This is a genomic window from Streptomyces sp. NPDC002306 (assembly GCF_053593435.1).
In genome coordinates, this window is the sequence record NZ_JBSFCK010000003.1 from 219,607 (window position 1) to 237,090 (window position 17,484).

A 17,484-nucleotide genomic window follows, 5' to 3' on the forward strand; every position below is an offset into this window, starting at 1 on the left:
GAGCTCCAGGCTTCTGGTGTCCCTGGTGTCCCCGGCAGGTCAGCTATTAGGGCTGGCGGCTCAACCTCGATGCGAACCACGGGCGGATAAGTCACTGCGGTCTCCATACCTGGTAAACGGGGCCAGGGATGGTCACCCGCACTCCCCACAGCCCGCCACCCACCTCTGAGAGGGTAGAGAGTCGGGTGTATCGCACTATTAGATGCGGGTGCGCCAAGGAACGATGATTACGAGCGAATCAGTACTCGATTGACCGTCTGGGGCTGCCTTGCCGGGTTGACTGTGGCCCTAGCCATTTCGGTGTACACACTGGCGACTTTCCTCCTCTATGGAATGCCAACCCCGTAACCTACCAAACTGACCTGTATTCCATGACGGCGAGAGGTTGGCTCCGAGACTCAATGGGCAAGTCAAGGCCGGGGCTTGCTCGGTTGAGGCCCGAGATGGCAATTACGTCCCTCCGTGAGCCAGTCGCGGCCGTGCCGTGATAATGGTCGGGTGAAAGAAGAGTCACCCGTACCAACGCCCGTCATCCTCGGCATAGACGACCTCCGGCCACTGCCCTGGACCACGCGGATCGCGCGCAACAGCGGCGAAGGTATCAAGCTCCTGCAAGAGCACCGCGACAGCTTCATCGATGAACTCTGGCTCGACCACGACCTCGGCGGTGACGACAGCATCTTGCCCGTGGTGACGCTCATGGAAGAAGCCGCTTTCAACGGGCGGCCCTTCCGAATCGGCACGGTCTTCGTACACAGCGCCAACCCCATAGGCGCCGAGACCGTCATCCGGTCACTCACACGCTGGGACTACCAGGTCCGGCGGGCAACGGTCTAGGAATCTGATTTTGAGGTCTGACCTCATCCTTATCAGGTCGATCACAGGTAACCCTCGACGCCACTCGACCAGTCCGGCGCCTCGGTCGAGGGTTCGCTGAGAATCTGCTGCTGACCGCCGCTGTTCGCGCTTGTTGGTGTCAGCCGCTGATGTCAGATGTCGTCCATGCTCACCGGGCCCACGACGCATTTCCCGCTCTCGTCCACTACGTAGATGACGTCACGGGTCCCCACTGCGCCCTCCGCCTTATCAGGCTCGGGGTCGATGAATGGGCAGACCGACTCCACTCCGCGGACGACGACCTTGTAGGTCGTGGGCCACGCGCGTCCCTCGGTCCACCCAATGCTGGAACCGCCTCCCTCGCCCGGCTTTCGGTCAGGTTCCCCTTCGACCGCAACGCCGAGCTTCCCGCACCCCGGACAACCGATCACGTGGGCATCCCAGGCCGACTCGTTGACCACTCGCACCGGCAGTCCCTCATCCTCGGAACTGCCGCACCCCGTCACGCAGACGGCAACGATGCCTAGCGCGACCAGCAGCGAAATGCGCGGTTGCTTCAGGCTCCGGCAGGACGCGGTGCTGGGACTGCCTGGTCTCGAAGGTTGCATGCCTGGACTCTCTCGTAATCATGATTCGGGCTGAATCATTGCAGGTCACAGCAGGGATGGACAACGGCCCAAGACCGACGTGAACCATCGGCATCGCTGAGCTCCACCGGGGTTGTGACGCTGACGAAGGCGGACAAGGTCCAGCTGACCTGTAGCAGCGAAAAGGTGCTCGCCGTCCCGCAGAACCCCGCGGCCAACGCCACCCTGGTGGCCACCAGGGTCGGCTCGTACCAGAACCAGGGCGCGGGCGCCCGCTGACCTCGCGCCTTCACCGGGTCGGTCGGCGATCCCCCACACAGGAACGTCGATCGCCCTACGGGCCGCCTCGCAGCAGCCTGACCGTGTTCACGAGGATGGCGAACGGGCAGCAGATGTCGACCACTTCGGGAGGTCCGAGAGTCTGGCGCTGTTCGATCGCCTGAGACTCAGCAGACGTTGGCCGACCTGCCTTGCGTGAGGCTCTCGAGGATCGGGCGCATCCACGGGCTGCGGACGGCCGGTAGCCGTACCAAGGTGTGCTGGAACGTTCCCCGGTCGGCCCAGAACAGGCGGTTGGGGAGCAGCGGGAGCGGGTCGTCACGGAGGACGTCCTGGGGTATGCGGCCCGACGCGGGAACCGGCGGGTACGGCTCGGGGGAGACCAGCCACAGCCACACCCCCAGCGGCAGCGGCACCGGGTATGCGGACGCGGCCGGGCCGGCGGGGATCCAGGTCTGACCTGTCTGGGGATGGACCGGTACGAGGAGGATGTCGACGCCCGCGTCGGGAGAGGGCTGTCCCGGTCCGGCCAGGACGGCGCGCCGCGTCGGCGGCCCTGCGGGCAGCAGCGCGTCGAGCGCGCGTCGGAACACGTCCGCGGTCAGGCCATCGGGGACCTGCACCGACTGCCCTCGGGAGGCCACCAGCAGGTGAGCGAGCGCCTGACCGGCCGCCGCCACCCATCGCGGACTCCACGACCAGTAGTGGCTCGGCCCCAACGGTCCTCCCCATGTGGCGATCGGCTCGAACGGGGGCGTTCCCTCTCCCTCTTCCGCCAGCTCGGCCCAGGAGAGCGGCGCGGCGTCGACCCCGTTGACGAGGATGCGGCGCACCACGTCCGAGCCGAGCCGCGCCATCTGCCAGAGCGAACAGTCATCGACCCTGGTCGCCACCGGCAGGCCGCACTCCATGCAGGCCACGTTGGGCCCGTCGGCCCCGTCGAGGCCGCAGCAGGCGCCGCCGCGCATCTCGGGGATCAGCCGGGTACCGCGAATGTCACCGGGCGCGATGAGACTCGCCCCGGTCGTGCTGTCGGACAGGGCGTGGACCGGCGCGTAGATACCGCGCGCCTCCGCCTCGCCCGGATCGATCTCGTCCCACCTGCGCCACGGCCCTCCCCAGGGATCCGGGTCCACGGCGAACGTCCCCGACTCCATGAGCACCGGCAGCTGGGCCCCATTCCCGTATATCTGGCGGGCGTGGGGCGGCAGGGCGACCTGGGACAAGGGAACGGTCAGCTCGGCATCGCACCGCGCACAGACGAAAACGAACAAAAAGCCCCCTCCGTACGGGAATCAGCTGCATCGTCGCAGCCCGGCGACGGTCGGCCAACGTGTTTTCCCGTCCGTCGCGGGAACGGCATCCGCCCCAGTCGTGCAGCGTCCACGCAGCGCGGGCGGGTTCCGGCCGCTCGTCTGCGACGGCGGCGAGTGGCCGGAACGGGCGAGGAGCCCGCTGAACTCCCCCGCACCGCTCGGCGGACTGCACAGCGGGTCCTGATTCCCTCCTGATCAGGACCCAGGGACGATGCGGCGCGAAAGAAGCGGAAGCTCGAATTCCGTGAAGTGGGTCACAGCCCTCCCCCGATCAACCGGTGCACTTAGTAGATGCGACTTGGCTGACATCTGAGGATTTGTCCGTCTTGACCCGGATGTGGGTCCCGCCGTCCGTCCCGGAATTCCGCCCGGGCGGCCCGCCCGCCCACTGCCCCGTGGCGCAAGGCTTCTGACGTCGCGCCAGCTTTCCCTCCCGCCGCCATGTGCGGACCGGAGACCCGCGCACGGCCCTGGCGAGGTCCCGGGACCTACGAGGCGACGTAGTGGCGGGACCCTTTGCGCTCCCTGTCGGGTCGTTCTAAGAATGTCGACCCACAGGACGCCGCCGCAGTTCGGAACCTGTGTTCACGCAGGGTCGACCGCGCCTCCGGGCGCTCGGCGTCACCGAGTGAGTAGGAGCCCCCCACATGAAGTCGTCCCGAATGTCCGCGAGACTCCTCGCCCTCACTCTCGGCCTGGGTCTGGCCTCCACCGCGCTCGGCGCGGCGGTGCCGGCGAGCGCCCGGACGGCCACCACCCCGTCCGTTTCCACCGCTTCCTCCGTGGCACGGTACGACGGGTCGGCCGAGGAGGCCGCGGACAACAAGGCGTTCTTCGAGGCCGTGCTCAAGTCGGTCGCCGAGAAGCGCACCGCCCAGCCCGACGCGCAGGCGGTGACCGTCTACTACAACGCCTCCCAGGCACCGAGCTTCCGTGCCCAGATAGCGAACGCCGCCTCGATCTGGAACAGCTCCGAGTCCAACGTCAGGCTCCAGGAGGCTTCGAGCGGCGCCGACTTCTCCTACTACGAGGGCAACGACCCGCGCGGGTCCTACGCCTCCACCAACGGCCACGGAAGCGGTTACGTCTTCCTCGACTACACCCAGAACCAGCAGAACGACTCGCTCCGCGTCGTCACCCACGAGACCGGGCACGTGCTGGGCCTGCCGGACGACTACAGCGGGCCGTGCAGTGAGCTGATGTCGGGCGGCGGCGCGGGCCCGTCCTGCACCAACCGCTACCCGGACGCCGCCGAGCGCTCGCGTGTCGACCAGCTGTGGGCCACCGGACTCGCGCAGGCCCCGGACACGCTGAACCAGCCCGCTGAGCAGCCTCGTATCGGACAGTGATCCGCGCGACGGAGACCCGGTGTCCCGGGCTGCCCGGCCCCGCTTCCCGCACCCCTGCGGTGCTCGGTGCCCAGCCGACTGCCATCAGCCGGCCCGGCGCGGGCACGATGCCCCGTTCCATGTGAAGTGCGGGAGCAGGTGAAGGGACCGACTCAGTCCCGTGTCGGCGTCTGCTTTCTGCCCACCAGGAGCAGGGCCGCGCCGCCGATGACGACCAGGCCGATGGCCACTCCGGCGATCAGCGGGGTCGCGCTGGAGCCGCCGGTCTCGGCGAGGTTCGTGCCGACGGCGCTGCCGCCGACGGTGGCAGGGCTCGGGGCGCTGAGGGTCTGCGTGGTGAGGCCGTCGGCGCCGCTCTCGGTCATGCAGTCCAGGACGCCGGTGAATCGCTTCTCGAAGCCGCCCGGGCCGGTGATCGAGAAGTCATAGGCCTGGTCCTCCTGCAACGGGATCGTGACCGTCTGCGACACCCCGGCCGCGATGCTGTGCTCGATCCCCATCAGCTCGAAGGTGAAGTCCTCGTCGCCCTCGTTGGCCGTGGTGATGTCCACACCGCTCTTGGCGCAGTTCTTCACCGCCGACAGCGCCGGTATCGCGCCCCGTGTCGCCCAGGCCGCGCTCGCGGTCGCCGAGACCGTCGACTCGCTCGAACCAGCCAGGATCTGCGTCTGGCTCCTGCTCTCGGAGGTGAAGGCGCGGCCGACCGGGACGGTGGTCGAGGCCTGCACGGTCAGTTCGGCGGTTCCGTCCGTGGCGTCCTCGGGCACGTCGAAGAACAGCTGGCTGCCCTCCCGCGCGGACGTGACGACCTTGCCGTCCTTGCCCACGATCCGTACCCCGCTCATCGCCGAGTCCGCCGGCGGAGTCACCGTCACGCTGTCTGCGTCGGTGTGGACCGTCACCGGACCGAGCAGGCCACCGGGGCGACCGGAGACCGCGGGCTGGCCGAGGGTCAGCGACGCCTTGGGCTCAGCGAGGGTCCGGGCCGTCTTGTGGAGATAGTCGGCGAGCTTCTCGGCCTGCGGGTCGACGGCGTCCACGTCGGCGTCGTCCGAGTAGCGCCAGATGGCCACCTGGGTGCCGACCGCCGCGTCCTGCTCGGTCAGGCCGCCGTCGATACCGGCCTCGTCGGCGAGCGCCGCGAGGTCGTTGACCTGCGGGTAGGAGTTCTCAAGGATCCAGCGGATCCGGCCGGCGCCCTTGTTGGCGCCCAGGGACGTGCCGCTCCACGGTGTCTCGTGGTACTTGGCGTCCCGCTGCGTGGGGTTGTGGAGGTCGACGCAGTACGTCTGCAGCGTGCCGCCGCCGTCCACGGACATCTCGAACAGGCCCGCCGACACCTGCTGGTCCCCGTCGGCGCCGTGGATCACGGCGCCGCCGTACGTCTTCAGGCTGCCCATGGTGGCGATCGCCCCGCCCTGGTTCTGCGACGTCTCCACGGCGAGGGCCGGACTCGCGACCGCCACCGCACCGACGGCGGCCAACCCGGAGACCAGTGCCGCGGCGGCGAGGCGACCCGCCCCTCGCCGACGACGCAGGGACAGCGCGGAGAGCGTAGAAAACACAGAATTCCCCTTCGAGCAGGACCCGTTGACGTGGGGATACGGGTCCCACCAGCAGAATCAGGAGCCACAGGAGCTCTGTTCGGCATCCTAAGGAAGCGGCGCGCCGCCTTTCTCCGTCATATCGTCGGACAGGAGATCCGACTCGGAATCGTTATCGCCGAGGCCGTCCCCGAGCAGGGCTTATCGACAAATCAACCGGGCTGTCAGGGTTGGCTGACGGACCTGTTCCTCGACAAGCCGTGGTCCGGTCGGCTCGGGGCGACGCCGGACATCACGTCACCGGGACCGGCTCCGAGTGCTGTTGGGTGGCACCCTCCTCGGCGGCGTCGGCCGGTGGTGTCTCCCAACTGGGCTCCGGTTGCGCCGACACGGTGGCCACCGCACCCGTCTCCGGCCTGCCGGAGCGTCGGAAGGCCGAGGTCCCGCGCGCGAGATCGTGACCGATCGACACCGCGTCGATGTCTGCCGACGTCCGGTTCTGCCCGTCGCGCACCTCGGTGCGCACCTTCAGCCGTCCCTGCACGATCACGGGTTCGCCCACCGACAGCGACGCCGCCGCGTTCGTGGCGAGCTGGCGACTGGCCCACACCGTGAAGAAGTTGGTGTGCCCGTCGGTCCAGGCGCTCTTCTCGCGATCCCAGTAACGCGAGGTCACCGCGAGCCGGAACCGCGCGGACGGCCCCGACGCCAGTTCCCGGTACACCGGCTGCGTGGCCACGTTCCCCACCGTGCACACGATCGTCTCGTTCATCGTGAACCCCTCCCTCACCCGGGCGCTCACCCCCCGGACGGGCACACGTACGGGCCCGTCCCGTACGGCTGCGTCTGCCGCGCCGGCCGCGATCGCTCGCGTACCGCCGCTGCCGTGACGACCACGTCCGTCGCGATCGCCGCGAAACCAGACTGCCTCCGCCGGGACGAGCCCGCCGAGCCCTGTGGACCACCGCCCGCCTGTGGAAAACCCCACCACCCGGACGGGCGACGACCCACCACCTTTCCCGCCCCACCACCCTTCCCGCCCCGCCAGACCTTTCAGGTCCTCCGCCCCGCCAGCCCTTCAGGTCCTCCGCACCCCCGTCGGTCGCCGACCGCCGCGGCCTCACCGCGCCCCGGCGCCCACCCCCACGACCCGGGCGTACTGTTCCCGCACCTCCCGGTACCGCAGCAACTCCGCGGCCACCGGATCCAGCACCCGGGCCCGTCCGCAGCCCGCGGCCGCCTCCCGCAATCGCCGCTCCGCGTCCAGCCCGTACCGTTTCGCCGGTCCGCGCGCCGCCATCCGGCAGCTCCACTCGACCAGCGGACCGCCGACGATGCCGGCCACCATCAGCAGCACGGGCACGCCCAGATTCGGCGCCATGACCCCGACGATCTGCCCCACCAGCCACAGCCCGCCGACGATCTGGAGCAGCGTCATCGCCGCCTGCGTCAGAACGGCGGCCGGCCACCAGCCCGGCCGCGGCGGCCGCCCGGGAGGCAGCCCGGCCCGCGTCGCCAGCTCGTCCAGCGCTTCGGGCAGGCCCTGGGACCCTCGTACGGCCGCCTCACGCACCGCCTGCGCCCACGGTGTGGGCAGCCCGGCCGACGCCCGGTCGGAGACCATCCGCACCGCCTGTTCGACGCGCTGGCGCGCCGTGGCCTCCTCGTCGTCCTGCGTCCGCACCGGAAGGCGCCCGGTGAGAGGTGCGGAGCGCGCCTGGCACCACCGCCACAGCCGCAGCCACGGTGTCCCGCACGCGCGGTTGGCGTTGCGCAGCCACGCGCGCTCGGCCGCCTCGCCCGCCGCCGTGGCACCCACCGCGTCCGCCAGCCGGGCGGCGAACTCGTCGCGCGACTCCTCGCTGAGCCCGATACGCCGTCCCGTCGCGTACACCGGTCGCAGCCCGGCCGCGGCCGCGTCGACGTCGGCCGAGATCCGACGGGCCGCCGCCCCGCGCTCCGTCACGAACTGACCGAGCACTTCGCGCAGGTCACCGACGCCGTCCCCGGTCAGCGCGGACAGCGCGAGCACGGTCGCGCCCGGTTCGCCGTACTCCCCCAGGGCGATCCCGTCCTCGTCGAGCAGCCGCCGCAGATCGTCGAGGACCAGCTCGGCGGCCTCTCCGGGCAGGCGGTCGACCTGGTTGAGGACGACGAACATGACCTCCGCGTGGCCTGCCATCGGCCGCAGGTAGCGCTCGTGAAGGATGGCGTCGGCGTACTTCTCGGGGTCGACCACCCAGATGACCGCGTCGACGAGCCCCAGGACGCGGTCCACCTGCTCGCGGTGCTGCACCGCCGCCGAGTCGTGGTCGGGCAGATCGACCAGGACCAGCCCGCGCAACTGCGCCTCCGCCTCGGCGCTCTGCAACGGGCGCCGCCGCAGCCGCCCGGGCACGCCGAGCCGGTCGATGAGGTGGGACGCGCCGTCGCTCCAACTGCACACGATGGGGGCGGCGGTGGTCGGCCGCCGTACGCCCGTCTCGGAGATCGTCACACCGGCCAGCGTGTTGAACAGCTGCGACTTGCCGCTGCCGGTGGCACCCGCGATGGCGACCACCGTGTGCTGCCCGGAGAGCCTGCGCCGGGCCGCCGCCTCGTCCAGGACCCGGCCGGCCTCGGCGAGCGTCTTGCTGTCGAGCCGGGTACGGGAGAGACCCACGAGTTCCCGCAGCGCGTCGAGGCGTGAGCGCAGCGGCCCGTCGTACGCGAGCGGTGCGGCGATCAGCGGCGCCTGCACCCGGCTCTCGGCTGCGGCGGCAGCCGCCGCGACCGCCTCGGCGGCGCCTTCCTCGGTCACCCGCCGCGCGATCAGCCCGTCGTCCCAGGCGCCGGAGGAGTCGGCACGGTCTGAGCGATCCGTGTGATCCGTGTGATCCGTGACAGCAGCCGTGTCGTCAGCGACGCCTGCGCCGCCCTCATCGTCCTTGTCGTCCGTGTCGTCTGCGTCATCCGTACGGCGCATTCGACCCGTGCCCTTCACCGGATCGGCCCGGTCCGCACGCGCCCGTCGCCCCTCGGAACGGTCGTCCCGATCGGTGTGGCCGCCTCCGTGAAGAGCGCGAACTTCCTCCGAACGGCCCTCCCCCGCGTCGTCGTAGGCGTCTCCTTCGGATTCCTTCTCGACATCCCCGCCGGAGTCGTTTCCGGAGTCCGCTCCGGAGGACTGCCGCGTCGGCTGCCGCGAGGGCTGTCCGGCGGAAGAGCCCTCCACAGGGGAGCCGGTTTCGTGATCACCCTCCCCAGGGGACCGGTTTTCGGCGTGGTCGCCCTTGGAGGCCGCCTCCCCGCCGTGATCGGCATGTTCCGTGTGGTCCTGGTCAGTGACGGCGGTCACCGGTCACCTCTCCTTCTGCAGTACGGACAGCGCGGCGATGAGTTCGGCCTGGGGCTCCACCTGGATGTCGAGCCCGTCCAGAGGCGCGAGGCGGCGCTCGCGTTCGATTTGCAGCACCCGGTCCACGTGGTCGGCGAGCAGCCGCCCGCCCCGGTCGCGCAGGCGCAGCGCGCCGTGCGCTCCGAGTCGCTCCGCGAGGCCCTCGCCCGCGGACCGCGCCCTGCGGCCGCCCAGCAGGGCGGTGGCGACCAGGGCGGAGACCACCTCGGGGTCGGGTGCGGTGCCGCGGTCGAGGGCACGTACCTCTTCCTCGGCGTACTCCACGAGTTCCCGTCGCCAGCGCCGTACGGCCATCCCGATCCGGTGCTCGGCGCTCTCCAGCGACGGATCTCGTCCCGCCAGTTCGGGTGCGCCCGCCGCGGGTTCGCGCCGCCAGGCGTCGTCGATGCGCTCGTCGGCGGCAGTCACGGCGCACAGCAGGAGGGCGCCGAGGCTCTCCACGAGCGCGTCGAGGAGTTCGCCCGCGGTGCAGTCGAGCGGGAAGGCACGCCAGCGCTTCAGAGCGCCGCCCGCGAGTACCGAACCGCCCTGCAACCGCCCCCGTACGCGCGTGTACTCGCTGTCGTACGCCCCGTCGACGGCGGCGGTGAGCCGCAGTGCCGCCGCGTGCTGTGCGGCGGTGGCGCCGGCGAGCTCGGGCATCCGCGATTTGAGCGAGTCGAGGACACCGTGGGCCGTACGGGCCATGGCGTCCTGCCGGGAGGCCGGCTCCTGGGCGTGCTGGACGAGCCAGGTCCGCAGGGCCGCCACGGCGGTCGCCGGAAGCAGCCCGCCGCCCCAGGCCGACTCGGGCAGCTCGGGCACGGTGAATCGGGGTACGTGGCCGAGTCCGGCCTTGGTGAGCAGGGCGCCGTACTGTCGCGACACCTCGGAGATGACCTGGTGGGGCACCCGGTCGAGCACGGTCACGAGCGTGGCGCGGTACTCCTTTGCGGTGCGCAGCAGGTGCCACGGCACGGCGTCGGCGTAGCGGGCGGCCGTCGTGACCATGACCCAGATGTCGGCGGCGCAGAGGAGTTCGGCGGCGAGTACACGGTTGTCGGCCAGCAGGGAGTCGATGTCGGGTGCGTCGAGGAGGGCGAGACCGCGCGGCAGGGTGTCGGCGGTCTCGACGCGCAGGACGCGTTTGCCGTCCTCCCCGGGCACCAGCAGTTCGTCCCCGGGGTCCTGATGGGGCACCCACACGCGCGTGAGGTCGGGTAGGACGCGCATGCCGCTGAACCAGTGATGGTCCTCGGGATGGCACACCAGGACGGGGGTGCGGGTCGTGGGCCGCAGCACCCCCGCTTCACTGACCCGGCGTCCTACGAGTGAGTTGACGAGCGTCGATTTGCCGGCCCCGGTGGATCCCCCGATGACGGCCAGCAAGGGCGCTTCGGGCTCCCGCAACCGGGGCACCAAGTAGTCGTCGAGCTGGGCGAGCAGTTCGTCGCGGTTGGCACGCGCGCGCGGGGCCCCCGCCAGGGGCAGCGGGAAGCGTGCGGCGGCGACACGGTCGCGCAGGGCGGAGAGTGCGTCGAGCAGCTGAGGCCGTACGTCCAAGGTCACCACATGCGAAGAATGCCCAATTTTAGGGGATTTCTGAAGCATATGGGCATGTCTGCGCGCCGATAGAACACAAGGGACGGAAGGTACGACCGGGACATGGGCACAGCTCAGGCATAACGAGTGCACAACACCCGGTGCGCGAGGCCCCAAAAGCGATGCACGATTCGTACCTGCCTGCGATTATCAGGACCGCTTCACTGAACCTCCACATCGAGCCACGGAGGCGAAGCAATAGGGACAAGGATCCGGGAGCCCTATCCTTGTCCCCGGCATCGTCATGGGGTCAGCCCGCACCTTGGGCCACCACCGACGCGGCCACCACACCAGGCCCCCGTAGCTCAGTGGATAGAGCAGGCGCCTTCTAAGCGCTTGGCCGCAGGTTCGAGTCCTGCCGGGGGCGCCACGCCTTCGCCCTCCCTCCGGGAGGGCTTTTTGCTGGTCAGGACCGGTATCGCGCGACACGCCGAAGCCCCGGACCCTCCCTGGACGATCAAGGAAAGTTCCGGGGCCGTACGGCTGTCACCGGGATTTCGCGGGTGGCCGTGTCGAATACGTATCGACGTTCTCGGCGCGCAGCCTCAGCCCGGGTCGGCCGTCCCAGCGAGTCCCCTGCGGGTTCCAGGCGCCGTTTCAGGTCAGGCGGCTGCCCCTCGACACGCCGGGCGTAAGTGGCCAGCAGTGCCGACCCCGACCCCTCCGCGCCGGGCGTTTGCGACTCGGGTGGTGGTGTCACATGTGTGCCGTGGTCGAGGTGCTCGGTGAGGACCACCCGTCGGGTGGTGCCGGGCGCGGCGTCGAACGGACGACCTCACGTGTAGACGAGCAGGAAATCGCACGTGCTCGTGCCGTCGTGGATCGAATTGTCGCTGCTCAGGACATAGAAGAGGTTGCCGAATACACCATTCGTCATCTTCGGCACCACGATCAGCGTTTGGTTCGCCATGTCCAGATTGGATGGCCTCACCACATACCGCGACACGAGAGCGAAGAGGTTCCGGCTGAGGTCGGGCAGCTTGAGTGCTCGGTACGAGCGATCCCCGGCACCCTGGGGGCCCGAGATGGGCACCTGGTAGTGCGTGTCGTTCCATTGCGCCGGGTGAGCGGCGACGCGGCCCATCGCGTCGAGGTCCTGCAGCCGCCTCTGCGTACTGTCGCGTACACCGGCCATGTGGATGTGCAGCTGGTCGAGGCGTCGGGCGGGCTTCGAGTTGATTCCCAATCCGATATTGGAATAGTTCACGGGAACGCTTCCACCCGGCCTCGCGTTTTCCCACGCGTCGTTCCAGTAGTTCGCCGCCGAGGACGACTCGAGAAACGGACATTCGATACCCGTGATACGACAGCTGGGGCACAGCAGATAATTGTGCTGGCTCTCGGGCTTGCCGTGCAACACGACGTAATTGGGAGCTGTCTTCAAGCAGTCGGGTTTGACCTGCGGCGGCGGTGGAGGTGTCCCGTTCACGCAGTACTGGACATCGTGCCACAGCGGATCATTGTCGCTGGGCCGACCGCAGAGGGGCTGAGACTGGGCAGGGGGACACGGGCTCGCCCCGGCGCCCGGGCCTGAGTCGGGAGGGGCGCAGGGACACGGGTCGGCCGAGGTTCCGTGCGCGGGGAGGGCCGCCGCGGCCGCACTCGAGACCGCTCCCGCACCGGCCAGGAGCGCCGCCGCACCAGCGGCACCGGAGAGTGCGACGAATTGACGCCGAGGCAACCCGGGCAACCGGGCAGAATTCCTGTCCTCGTTCATGCACGAACTCCGTTTCTGATGAACAATGCTCTGATTTCTCGGCGCTCTGATCTCTCGGCCTCGAAATGTTCTTCGCGCTCACGGATCCGCTCACAGCGTAGGCGGCGAGGAGCACGTCGCTCTGAACCGCGAGCTCGACGAAAGAGCGGATTCCTAAATCCATACAGACGGAGTATCGGAACTCGATGGTCGATCGCCGCATGGTGCTCGGCCGGAGTGCGCGCGGCGGTCGGCTGTTCTAGTGTCGGACGGGGAAGGGGCTGTTCCGCTGAATCGAGGGGCAGGGCGGGGCCGGTGCCACGGTTGTGCGCGGTCGGCTCTGCCGCCCGGTGCGCTGAATTCGCGCATTCCCGGTCAACCCCGGAGAGCAGGTGTCTCCCATGCAGATGTCGGCGCGTATCGCTGCTGTCCTGGCCGGTCTGGCGCTCGGAGTGGGGGGCGTCGCTCTCGCCGCCCCCGCCGCTCAGGCGGACATCCCGGCCTGCACGAGCATGGTCCAGAAATCGGGCGTCGACGTCTCGGACGTCGTCACTACGGCGTGCACCCGCGGTGTCCACCGTGACCTGCAGGCCTGTGTGAGCGCCCTGACCGGGGTCGGCGTGCCGGGCGGCGCGGCGAACGGTGCCTGCCGGATGGCGGCCGACCCGCCTCGATGACCGCCCTCACCGCCCTGACCGCCCAGCCATGAACGCACCCCGTTGTCCGAGCGCGGTGCGGTGTGCCCAAGGGCCTCGGACGCCGTGTGCCAAGGCCTCGGATACGGTGGCGACGATCTGCTGGTGTCCATGCCCAGAGGTGCGCCTCTCGGGAGAGCTCTTCTCGGACATGAGCCCGTGACCGACGACCCGCCGCTGAGGAGATGACGTGCGACTTCGCTGTGCCGTCCTCGACGACTACCAGGACGCGGCGGCCGGACTCGCCGACTGGTCGCCGCTCGCCGACGACGTGGAAGTCGTCCCCTTCCGCACCCACCTCGGCGAGGACGCCTTGGCCGCCGCCCTCGCCGACTTCGACATCGTGGTCACCCTGCGGGAACGCGTGCCGTTCCCCGGATCGCTGCTCGCCCGTCTGCCGCGGCTGAAGCTGCTCATCGCCTCCGGGATGCGCAACAGTGTCATCGACTACGCCGCGGCCGAGGCGCACGACGTCACCGTGTGCGGTACGGCCAGCTCCTCCGCCCCGCCCGTCGAACTGACCTGGGCACTGCTGCTCGGCCTCGCCCGTGGCATCGTCGGGGAGAACAACGCCCTGCGGTCGGGCGGGCCTTGGCAGTCCACCGTCGGCGCCGATCTGTACGGCCGGCGCCTCGGCCTGCTGGGACTCGGCAAGATCGGCGGCCGGGTCGCGCGGATCGGGCTCGCCTTCGGTATGCATGTCAGCGCGTGGAGCCGACACCTCACGAAGGAACGTGCCGACGAGGTCGGCGTGGAACTCGCCGCCTCCAAAGAGGAGTTGCTGGCCGGCTCCGACTTCGTCTCCGTCCACCTCGCCCTCGGCGAACGCACCCGCGGCCTGCTCGGTCCCACCGAGCTCGCCCTCCTCAAGCCGACGGCCTATCTCGTCAACACCTCACGCTCGGCCATCGTCGACCAGGACGCCCTGCTGGCCGCCCTGCGCGAGGGCCGGATCGCCGGTGCCGGGCTCGACGTCTTCGACATCGAGCCCCTTCCCGCCGACCACCCCGTCCGCACGGCCCCACGGCTCCTCGCCACTCCGCACCTCGGCTATGTGTCGCAGGCCAACTACCGTACGTACTACGGCCAGGCGGTCGAGAACATCCAGGCGTACCTGGCGAGTTCTCCCCTACGCCGACTGCCGTGACCGCACTCGATCAGGCGGACGGTACCGATCGGCCCCCGGCCCGCGCCATCTGAGCCGGCTCCGTCCCGCCCCGTGCCGCCCCGGTCGGCGCCTTCTCGCCCGCCTGCCGGTAGATCCCGTCGCTCCGGTCCAGGTGGCCCAGGTCCACCAGATAGCGCCGGAGCGTCGCATGGTCGACCTCGCCGTCCTCGCACCACGCCCGCAGCCGGTCGTTGACGACCCGCTCGGGGTAGGCGACACCGGGTTCGAAGGTCTGCTCGGCGATGTGGCGCAGCACCAGCTTCTTGCGGCTCCAGCGGGCGGGGAGCCGTACCAGCCGCCCGTCGCGCACGAAGGTCCGCAGGACCATGTCGGCCCGCTCGTCGTCCTCGTCGTCCTCACCGGGCACTCCGCCGACCGACGCAGGCGACCGCGACCCCGGCCGCTCCCGCTCCCGTTCCTCCCGACCGGCTTTCGCCAGCTCACGGAACAGGTCGTACGCCACCGCGAGGGTCTCGTCCGCCCCGGCCGCCACCACTCCCTGCTCACGCAGCCGGCGCAGCGCCCCGGCGGTCTCCTTCGCGGACAGACCCGCCATGGCGGCGACCTGCTCGGCCGTGCCCGCGCCCAGCGCCACCGCCGCGAAGGCGCGCAGGCGGCTCTCCTCGGCGAACAGACTGAGCAGACGCTCCGGTCGGCGGCCGGACGCATCGACACGGCCGACACCCTCGGACGGGCCGGACCGGCCGGACTGATCCGGCAGGTCGGAGGGGTCAGGCAGGTCAGGTCGGTCAGATCCGTTGGTAGGCATGGCGGGAGGCTAGTGGTGTTCCCCGCTCGGGCCGAGTGAATTACGCGCCATCGGTGCCTCGTTGCTCCGCGCGGCCCTGACTCTCGTTCAGAAAGAGTGATCCGCTCCACTGCCGCCGTGACCAGCCTCGTACCGCCGCGTTGAACGGGAAGTGCGGCGTCCAGTCCGGCCGTCGCACTCACGCTCACCCAGTTAATAAGGAGAACGTATGTCTCGCATCACCAAGGCTGCCGTCGTCGCGCTCGGCACGGGTGCCATGGCGCTCGGCGGCGCCGGTCTGGCCATGGCGGACGCGGGTGCCGAGGGCGCGGCCGTCGGTTCGCCCGGCGTGCTGTCCGGCAACGTCATCCAGGCGCCGGTCCACATCCCGGTCAACGTGTGCGGCAACACGATCAACGTGGTCGGCCTGCTCAACCCGGCCTTCGGCAACACCTGCGCCAACCTCGACGACCACGGCAAGGCCGGCGACAAGTCGGGTTACGGCTACGGCAGCTGACCCACCGCCCGCCGACCCGACGGTCCCCGACCCGAGGCCGTCGGGCACGGTCACAGGGAGGAGAGCCCCGGCACCCAGAGCGCCGGGGCTCTCCCCGTGTGCGGGACCAGTCGCCGTACGGAACTCCCGTACGGGTGGGCACCCGGCGACGCGTACCCGTACTCCCGTTCGGGCGGCCGCCCGGCTACGCGTACCGGTACACCCGGCTGTGGTCCTCCAGCCCGTCCGGTGTCACGTCCCACGGCGGCAGCTTCTCGGTCCGGGCGACGATCCGGCCGTGCTGCGGGTCGCCGGGGCCGGGGGGAGTGGCCGGCAGGTAGCGGTGTTCGCTGTGCCGGGCCTGCCAGCGCGACCACAGCATGTCGACGAAGGCGTGGTGCAGCCAGAAGACCGGGTCGTTGACGGACGCCCCGCCGAGCATGGCCCCGCCGACCCAGCGGTGCACCCGGTTGTGGTTGTGCCAGGAGGCGGAGCCGCTTCCGGTCCCCCACCCCTCCAGCTTGTTGCGGAAGCCCTTCGTGACCGTCGAGTCCCAGGGCGAGACGTCGTAGACGGGGTCGGACAGCGCCCGGTCGACATCGCCGTGCGTGGGCAGGGCGATCGGGGCGCGGGCGCGCCCGAGGTCCCGGGCGAGGTACTCGCCGTCGGTCACGCCCTCCCGGATCGTCCAGTTGCCCGCCGCGTAGGCGAACGGGCCCGTCGTCACCTGGTGGTCCGAGGGGCGCCCGTTGCCGCCGAGGAGGTCCTTGGTCCAGGGCGCCGACGTCGTCGAACGGTCGCGCGTCCAGTTCCAGTACGGCACCGTCACCGACGAGTCCACCCGGCGCAGCGCCTGCTCCAGCTCCAGCAGGAAGCGGCGGTGCCAGGGCAGGAAGGACGGCGCCATGTGGGCCGTACGCAGTTCGTCGTCGCCGTCGGCCACGTAGTACTCGATGTGCGTCCGTACGAACTCGTCGTACTCACCGCGTCGTTTGACCTCCAGCATCGCCTTCACGAACCGCCGCTTCTCGGCGGCCGTCAGCCTGCTGGCGTCCTTACGCGTGTAGACCATGCCGGCCCCCCATCGTCCCCATCAGCCCCCTGTGCGCCATCCTCGCGTGGCCCCCGTGGGCCGGGCCCGTCTCGCGCAACTGCTGCCCCGGGCCGAGCTCGTCGACGGCCGCGCGCGCCGCCTCCAGCGGGGTGGCGTACGAGCGGTAGTGGTCGACCATGCTCAGCCAGGTGCCGTCGGCCCGGCGCATCAGGTGCAGGGGGCGGCCGTCCACGGTGACCTGCCACTCGGCGGAGCCGCCGGTCGCGGTGCCCGCGGTGGAGGCGCCGACGGCGGTGGTGTGCCGTCCGCCGGAGAGCTGGACGCCTTGAATACGGCGGCCGTGGTAGGTCTCGTCGAAGTCGCGGGCCTCGCCGGTGGCGTCCGGCCCGTCCACGGCCCGCGGGGGCCGGGAGGCCCCGACGAGGGGAACGAGCGCGACGGCCGCCGCGCAGGCCAGCAGCCCGCGCAGCAGGTCCCGTCGTGTTCCCGGTCCGGGTCTCGCCGGACTCGCCGTCGGGCGCTCGGCGCCCACTGCCACACTGCCGCCCATACTGACGACCATGCTGTGCTCCTCGGTCCGGGTTCGGTTGTCCGTGGACATCAACGTCCGGCGGCCCGCCTGGTCACCCGCGTCGACCGATCCGCGGCCCACATGGCCCACGCCGCGAACGGAGACCGGCACTCGCGCCGGCCTGACACCGAGCCCTGAGGACGGCCGAGGGCTGCGTGAATCCGTC

General features: G+C 70.4%; 16 protein-coding genes and 1 tRNA gene. 7 read left to right on the forward strand and 10 right to left on the reverse strand.

Features of this window, described 5'->3' with window-relative positions; genetic code table 11:
- The first annotated feature begins 498 nt into the window (after positions 1-498).
- Positions 499-837 (forward strand): cyclic-phosphate processing receiver domain-containing protein, encoded by a 339-nt coding sequence (locus ACWCQK_RS08580; RefSeq protein WP_451153299.1) that lies wholly within the window; start codon positions 499-501, stop codon positions 835-837.
- Between the two features lie 152 nt (positions 838-989).
- Here the strand turns inward: ACWCQK_RS08580 and ACWCQK_RS08585 are convergent, their stop codons facing one another.
- A complete protein-coding gene (locus tag ACWCQK_RS08585) occupies positions 990-1,298 on the reverse strand; it encodes a hypothetical protein (RefSeq protein WP_451153301.1) in 309 nt (102 codons plus the stop codon).
- Positions 1,299-1,559: 261 nt separating this feature from the next.
- On the opposite strand from ACWCQK_RS08585, the gene ACWCQK_RS08590 reads away from it, so the two are divergent.
- Entirely contained in the window at positions 1,560-1,703 is a 144-nt protein-coding gene (locus tag ACWCQK_RS08590; protein WP_451153303.1) for a hypothetical protein, read from the forward strand.
- Between the two features lie 167 nt (positions 1,704-1,870).
- Here ACWCQK_RS08590 and ACWCQK_RS08595 read toward each other — a convergent pair whose 3' ends face one another.
- The gene (locus tag ACWCQK_RS08595) at positions 1,871-2,977 is read right to left on the reverse strand and encodes a hypothetical protein (protein ID WP_451153305.1); all 1,107 of its coding nucleotides are present in this window, start codon (positions 2,975-2,977) and stop codon (positions 1,871-1,873) included.
- Positions 2,978-3,666: 689 nt separating this feature from the next.
- Here ACWCQK_RS08595 and snpA point away from each other — a divergent pair.
- Positions 3,667-4,368, forward strand: coding sequence for a snapalysin (snpA, locus tag ACWCQK_RS08600; RefSeq protein ID WP_451153307.1), 702 nt, complete (start codon positions 3,667-3,669; stop codon positions 4,366-4,368).
- Between the two features lie 152 nt (positions 4,369-4,520).
- Here the strand turns inward: snpA and ACWCQK_RS08605 are convergent, their stop codons facing one another.
- From ACWCQK_RS08605 to ACWCQK_RS08620, 4 genes are all read right to left on the reverse strand, one after another.
- On the reverse strand, positions 4,521-5,933 hold the full coding sequence (locus ACWCQK_RS08605) for a Cys-Gln thioester bond-forming surface protein (protein ID WP_451153309.1): 1,413 nt from the start codon (positions 5,931-5,933) through the stop codon (positions 4,521-4,523).
- Positions 5,934-6,204: 271 nt separating this feature from the next.
- Complete coding sequence (locus ACWCQK_RS08610; RefSeq protein WP_451153311.1) at positions 6,205-6,684, reverse strand: single-stranded DNA-binding protein; 480 nt, start codon at positions 6,682-6,684, stop codon at positions 6,205-6,207.
- A gap of 348 nt (positions 6,685-7,032) precedes the next feature.
- The gene (locus ACWCQK_RS08615) at positions 7,033-9,249 is read right to left on the reverse strand and encodes a GTPase (RefSeq protein ID WP_451153313.1); all 2,217 of its coding nucleotides are present in this window, start codon (positions 9,247-9,249) and stop codon (positions 7,033-7,035) included.
- A 3-nt stretch (positions 9,250-9,252) separates the two neighbouring features.
- Positions 9,253-10,860 carry a dynamin family protein gene (locus tag ACWCQK_RS08620; protein ID WP_451153315.1) on the reverse strand — a complete coding sequence of 536 codons (1,608 nt, stop codon included), beginning with the start codon at positions 10,858-10,860 and terminating at the stop codon, positions 9,253-9,255.
- A gap of 324 nt (positions 10,861-11,184) precedes the next feature.
- Here ACWCQK_RS08620 and ACWCQK_RS08625 point away from each other — a divergent pair.
- A tRNA-Arg gene (locus ACWCQK_RS08625) sits at positions 11,185-11,260 on the forward strand.
- Positions 11,261-11,665: 405 nt separating this feature from the next.
- Here ACWCQK_RS08625 and ACWCQK_RS08630 read toward each other — a convergent pair.
- On the reverse strand, positions 11,666-12,343 hold the full coding sequence (locus tag ACWCQK_RS08630) for a CDP-diacylglycerol diphosphatase (RefSeq protein ID WP_451153914.1): 678 nt from the start codon (positions 12,341-12,343) through the stop codon (positions 11,666-11,668).
- A gap of 644 nt (positions 12,344-12,987) precedes the next feature.
- Here ACWCQK_RS08630 and ACWCQK_RS08635 point away from each other — a divergent pair.
- Positions 12,988-13,263: a hypothetical protein gene (locus ACWCQK_RS08635; protein ID WP_451153317.1), complete on the forward strand. Its 276-nt coding sequence runs from the start codon at positions 12,988-12,990 to the stop codon at positions 13,261-13,263.
- Positions 13,264-13,471: 208 nt separating this feature from the next.
- Positions 13,472-14,428, forward strand: a complete 957-nt coding sequence (locus ACWCQK_RS08640; protein ID WP_451153319.1) for a D-2-hydroxyacid dehydrogenase family protein — start codon at positions 13,472-13,474, stop codon at positions 14,426-14,428.
- Positions 14,429-14,438: 10 nt separating this feature from the next.
- Here the strand turns inward: ACWCQK_RS08640 and ACWCQK_RS08645 are convergent, their stop codons facing one another.
- Entirely contained in the window at positions 14,439-15,218 is a 780-nt protein-coding gene (locus ACWCQK_RS08645; protein WP_451153321.1) for a DUF2087 domain-containing protein, read from the reverse strand.
- 208 nt (positions 15,219-15,426) lie between these two features.
- Here ACWCQK_RS08645 and ACWCQK_RS08650 point away from each other — a divergent pair, with 208 nt between their 5' ends.
- Positions 15,427-15,714, forward strand: coding sequence for a chaplin (locus ACWCQK_RS08650; protein ID WP_451153323.1), 288 nt, complete (start codon positions 15,427-15,429; stop codon positions 15,712-15,714).
- A 184-nt stretch (positions 15,715-15,898) separates the two neighbouring features.
- Here ACWCQK_RS08650 and ACWCQK_RS08655 read toward each other — a convergent pair whose 3' ends face one another.
- Positions 15,899-16,765 (reverse strand): tyrosinase family protein, encoded by an 867-nt coding sequence (locus ACWCQK_RS08655; protein ID WP_451153325.1) that lies wholly within the window; start codon positions 16,763-16,765, stop codon positions 15,899-15,901.
- Positions 16,749-17,309, reverse strand: coding sequence for a tyrosinase family oxidase copper chaperone (locus ACWCQK_RS08660; protein WP_451153327.1), 561 nt, complete (start codon positions 17,307-17,309; stop codon positions 16,749-16,751). Before ACWCQK_RS08660 ends, ACWCQK_RS08655 begins: the two co-directional genes overlap by 17 nt.
- Positions 17,310-17,484: the final 175 nt, after the last annotated feature.

Coding starts and splice junctions, on each gene's coding strand:
- snpA (WP_451153307.1), top strand. CDS start 3,667: ATGAAGTCGTCCCGAATGTCCGCGAGACTCCTCGCCCTCACTCTCGGC.
- ACWCQK_RS08610 (WP_451153311.1), bottom strand. CDS start 6,684: ATGAACGAGACGATCGTGTGCACGGTGGGGAACGTGGCCACGCAGCCG.
- ACWCQK_RS08635 (WP_451153317.1), top strand. CDS start 12,988: ATGCAGATGTCGGCGCGTATCGCTGCTGTCCTGGCCGGTCTGGCGCTC.
- ACWCQK_RS08645 (WP_451153321.1), bottom strand. CDS start 15,218: ATGCCTACCAACGGATCTGACCGACCTGACCTGCCTGACCCCTCCGAC.
- ACWCQK_RS08650 (WP_451153323.1), top strand. CDS start 15,427: ATGTCTCGCATCACCAAGGCTGCCGTCGTCGCGCTCGGCACGGGTGCC.
- ACWCQK_RS08655 (WP_451153325.1), bottom strand. CDS start 16,765: ATGGTCTACACGCGTAAGGACGCCAGCAGGCTGACGGCCGCCGAGAAG.
- ACWCQK_RS08660 (WP_451153327.1), bottom strand. CDS start 17,309: ATGGTCGTCAGTATGGGCGGCAGTGTGGCAGTGGGCGCCGAGCGCCCG.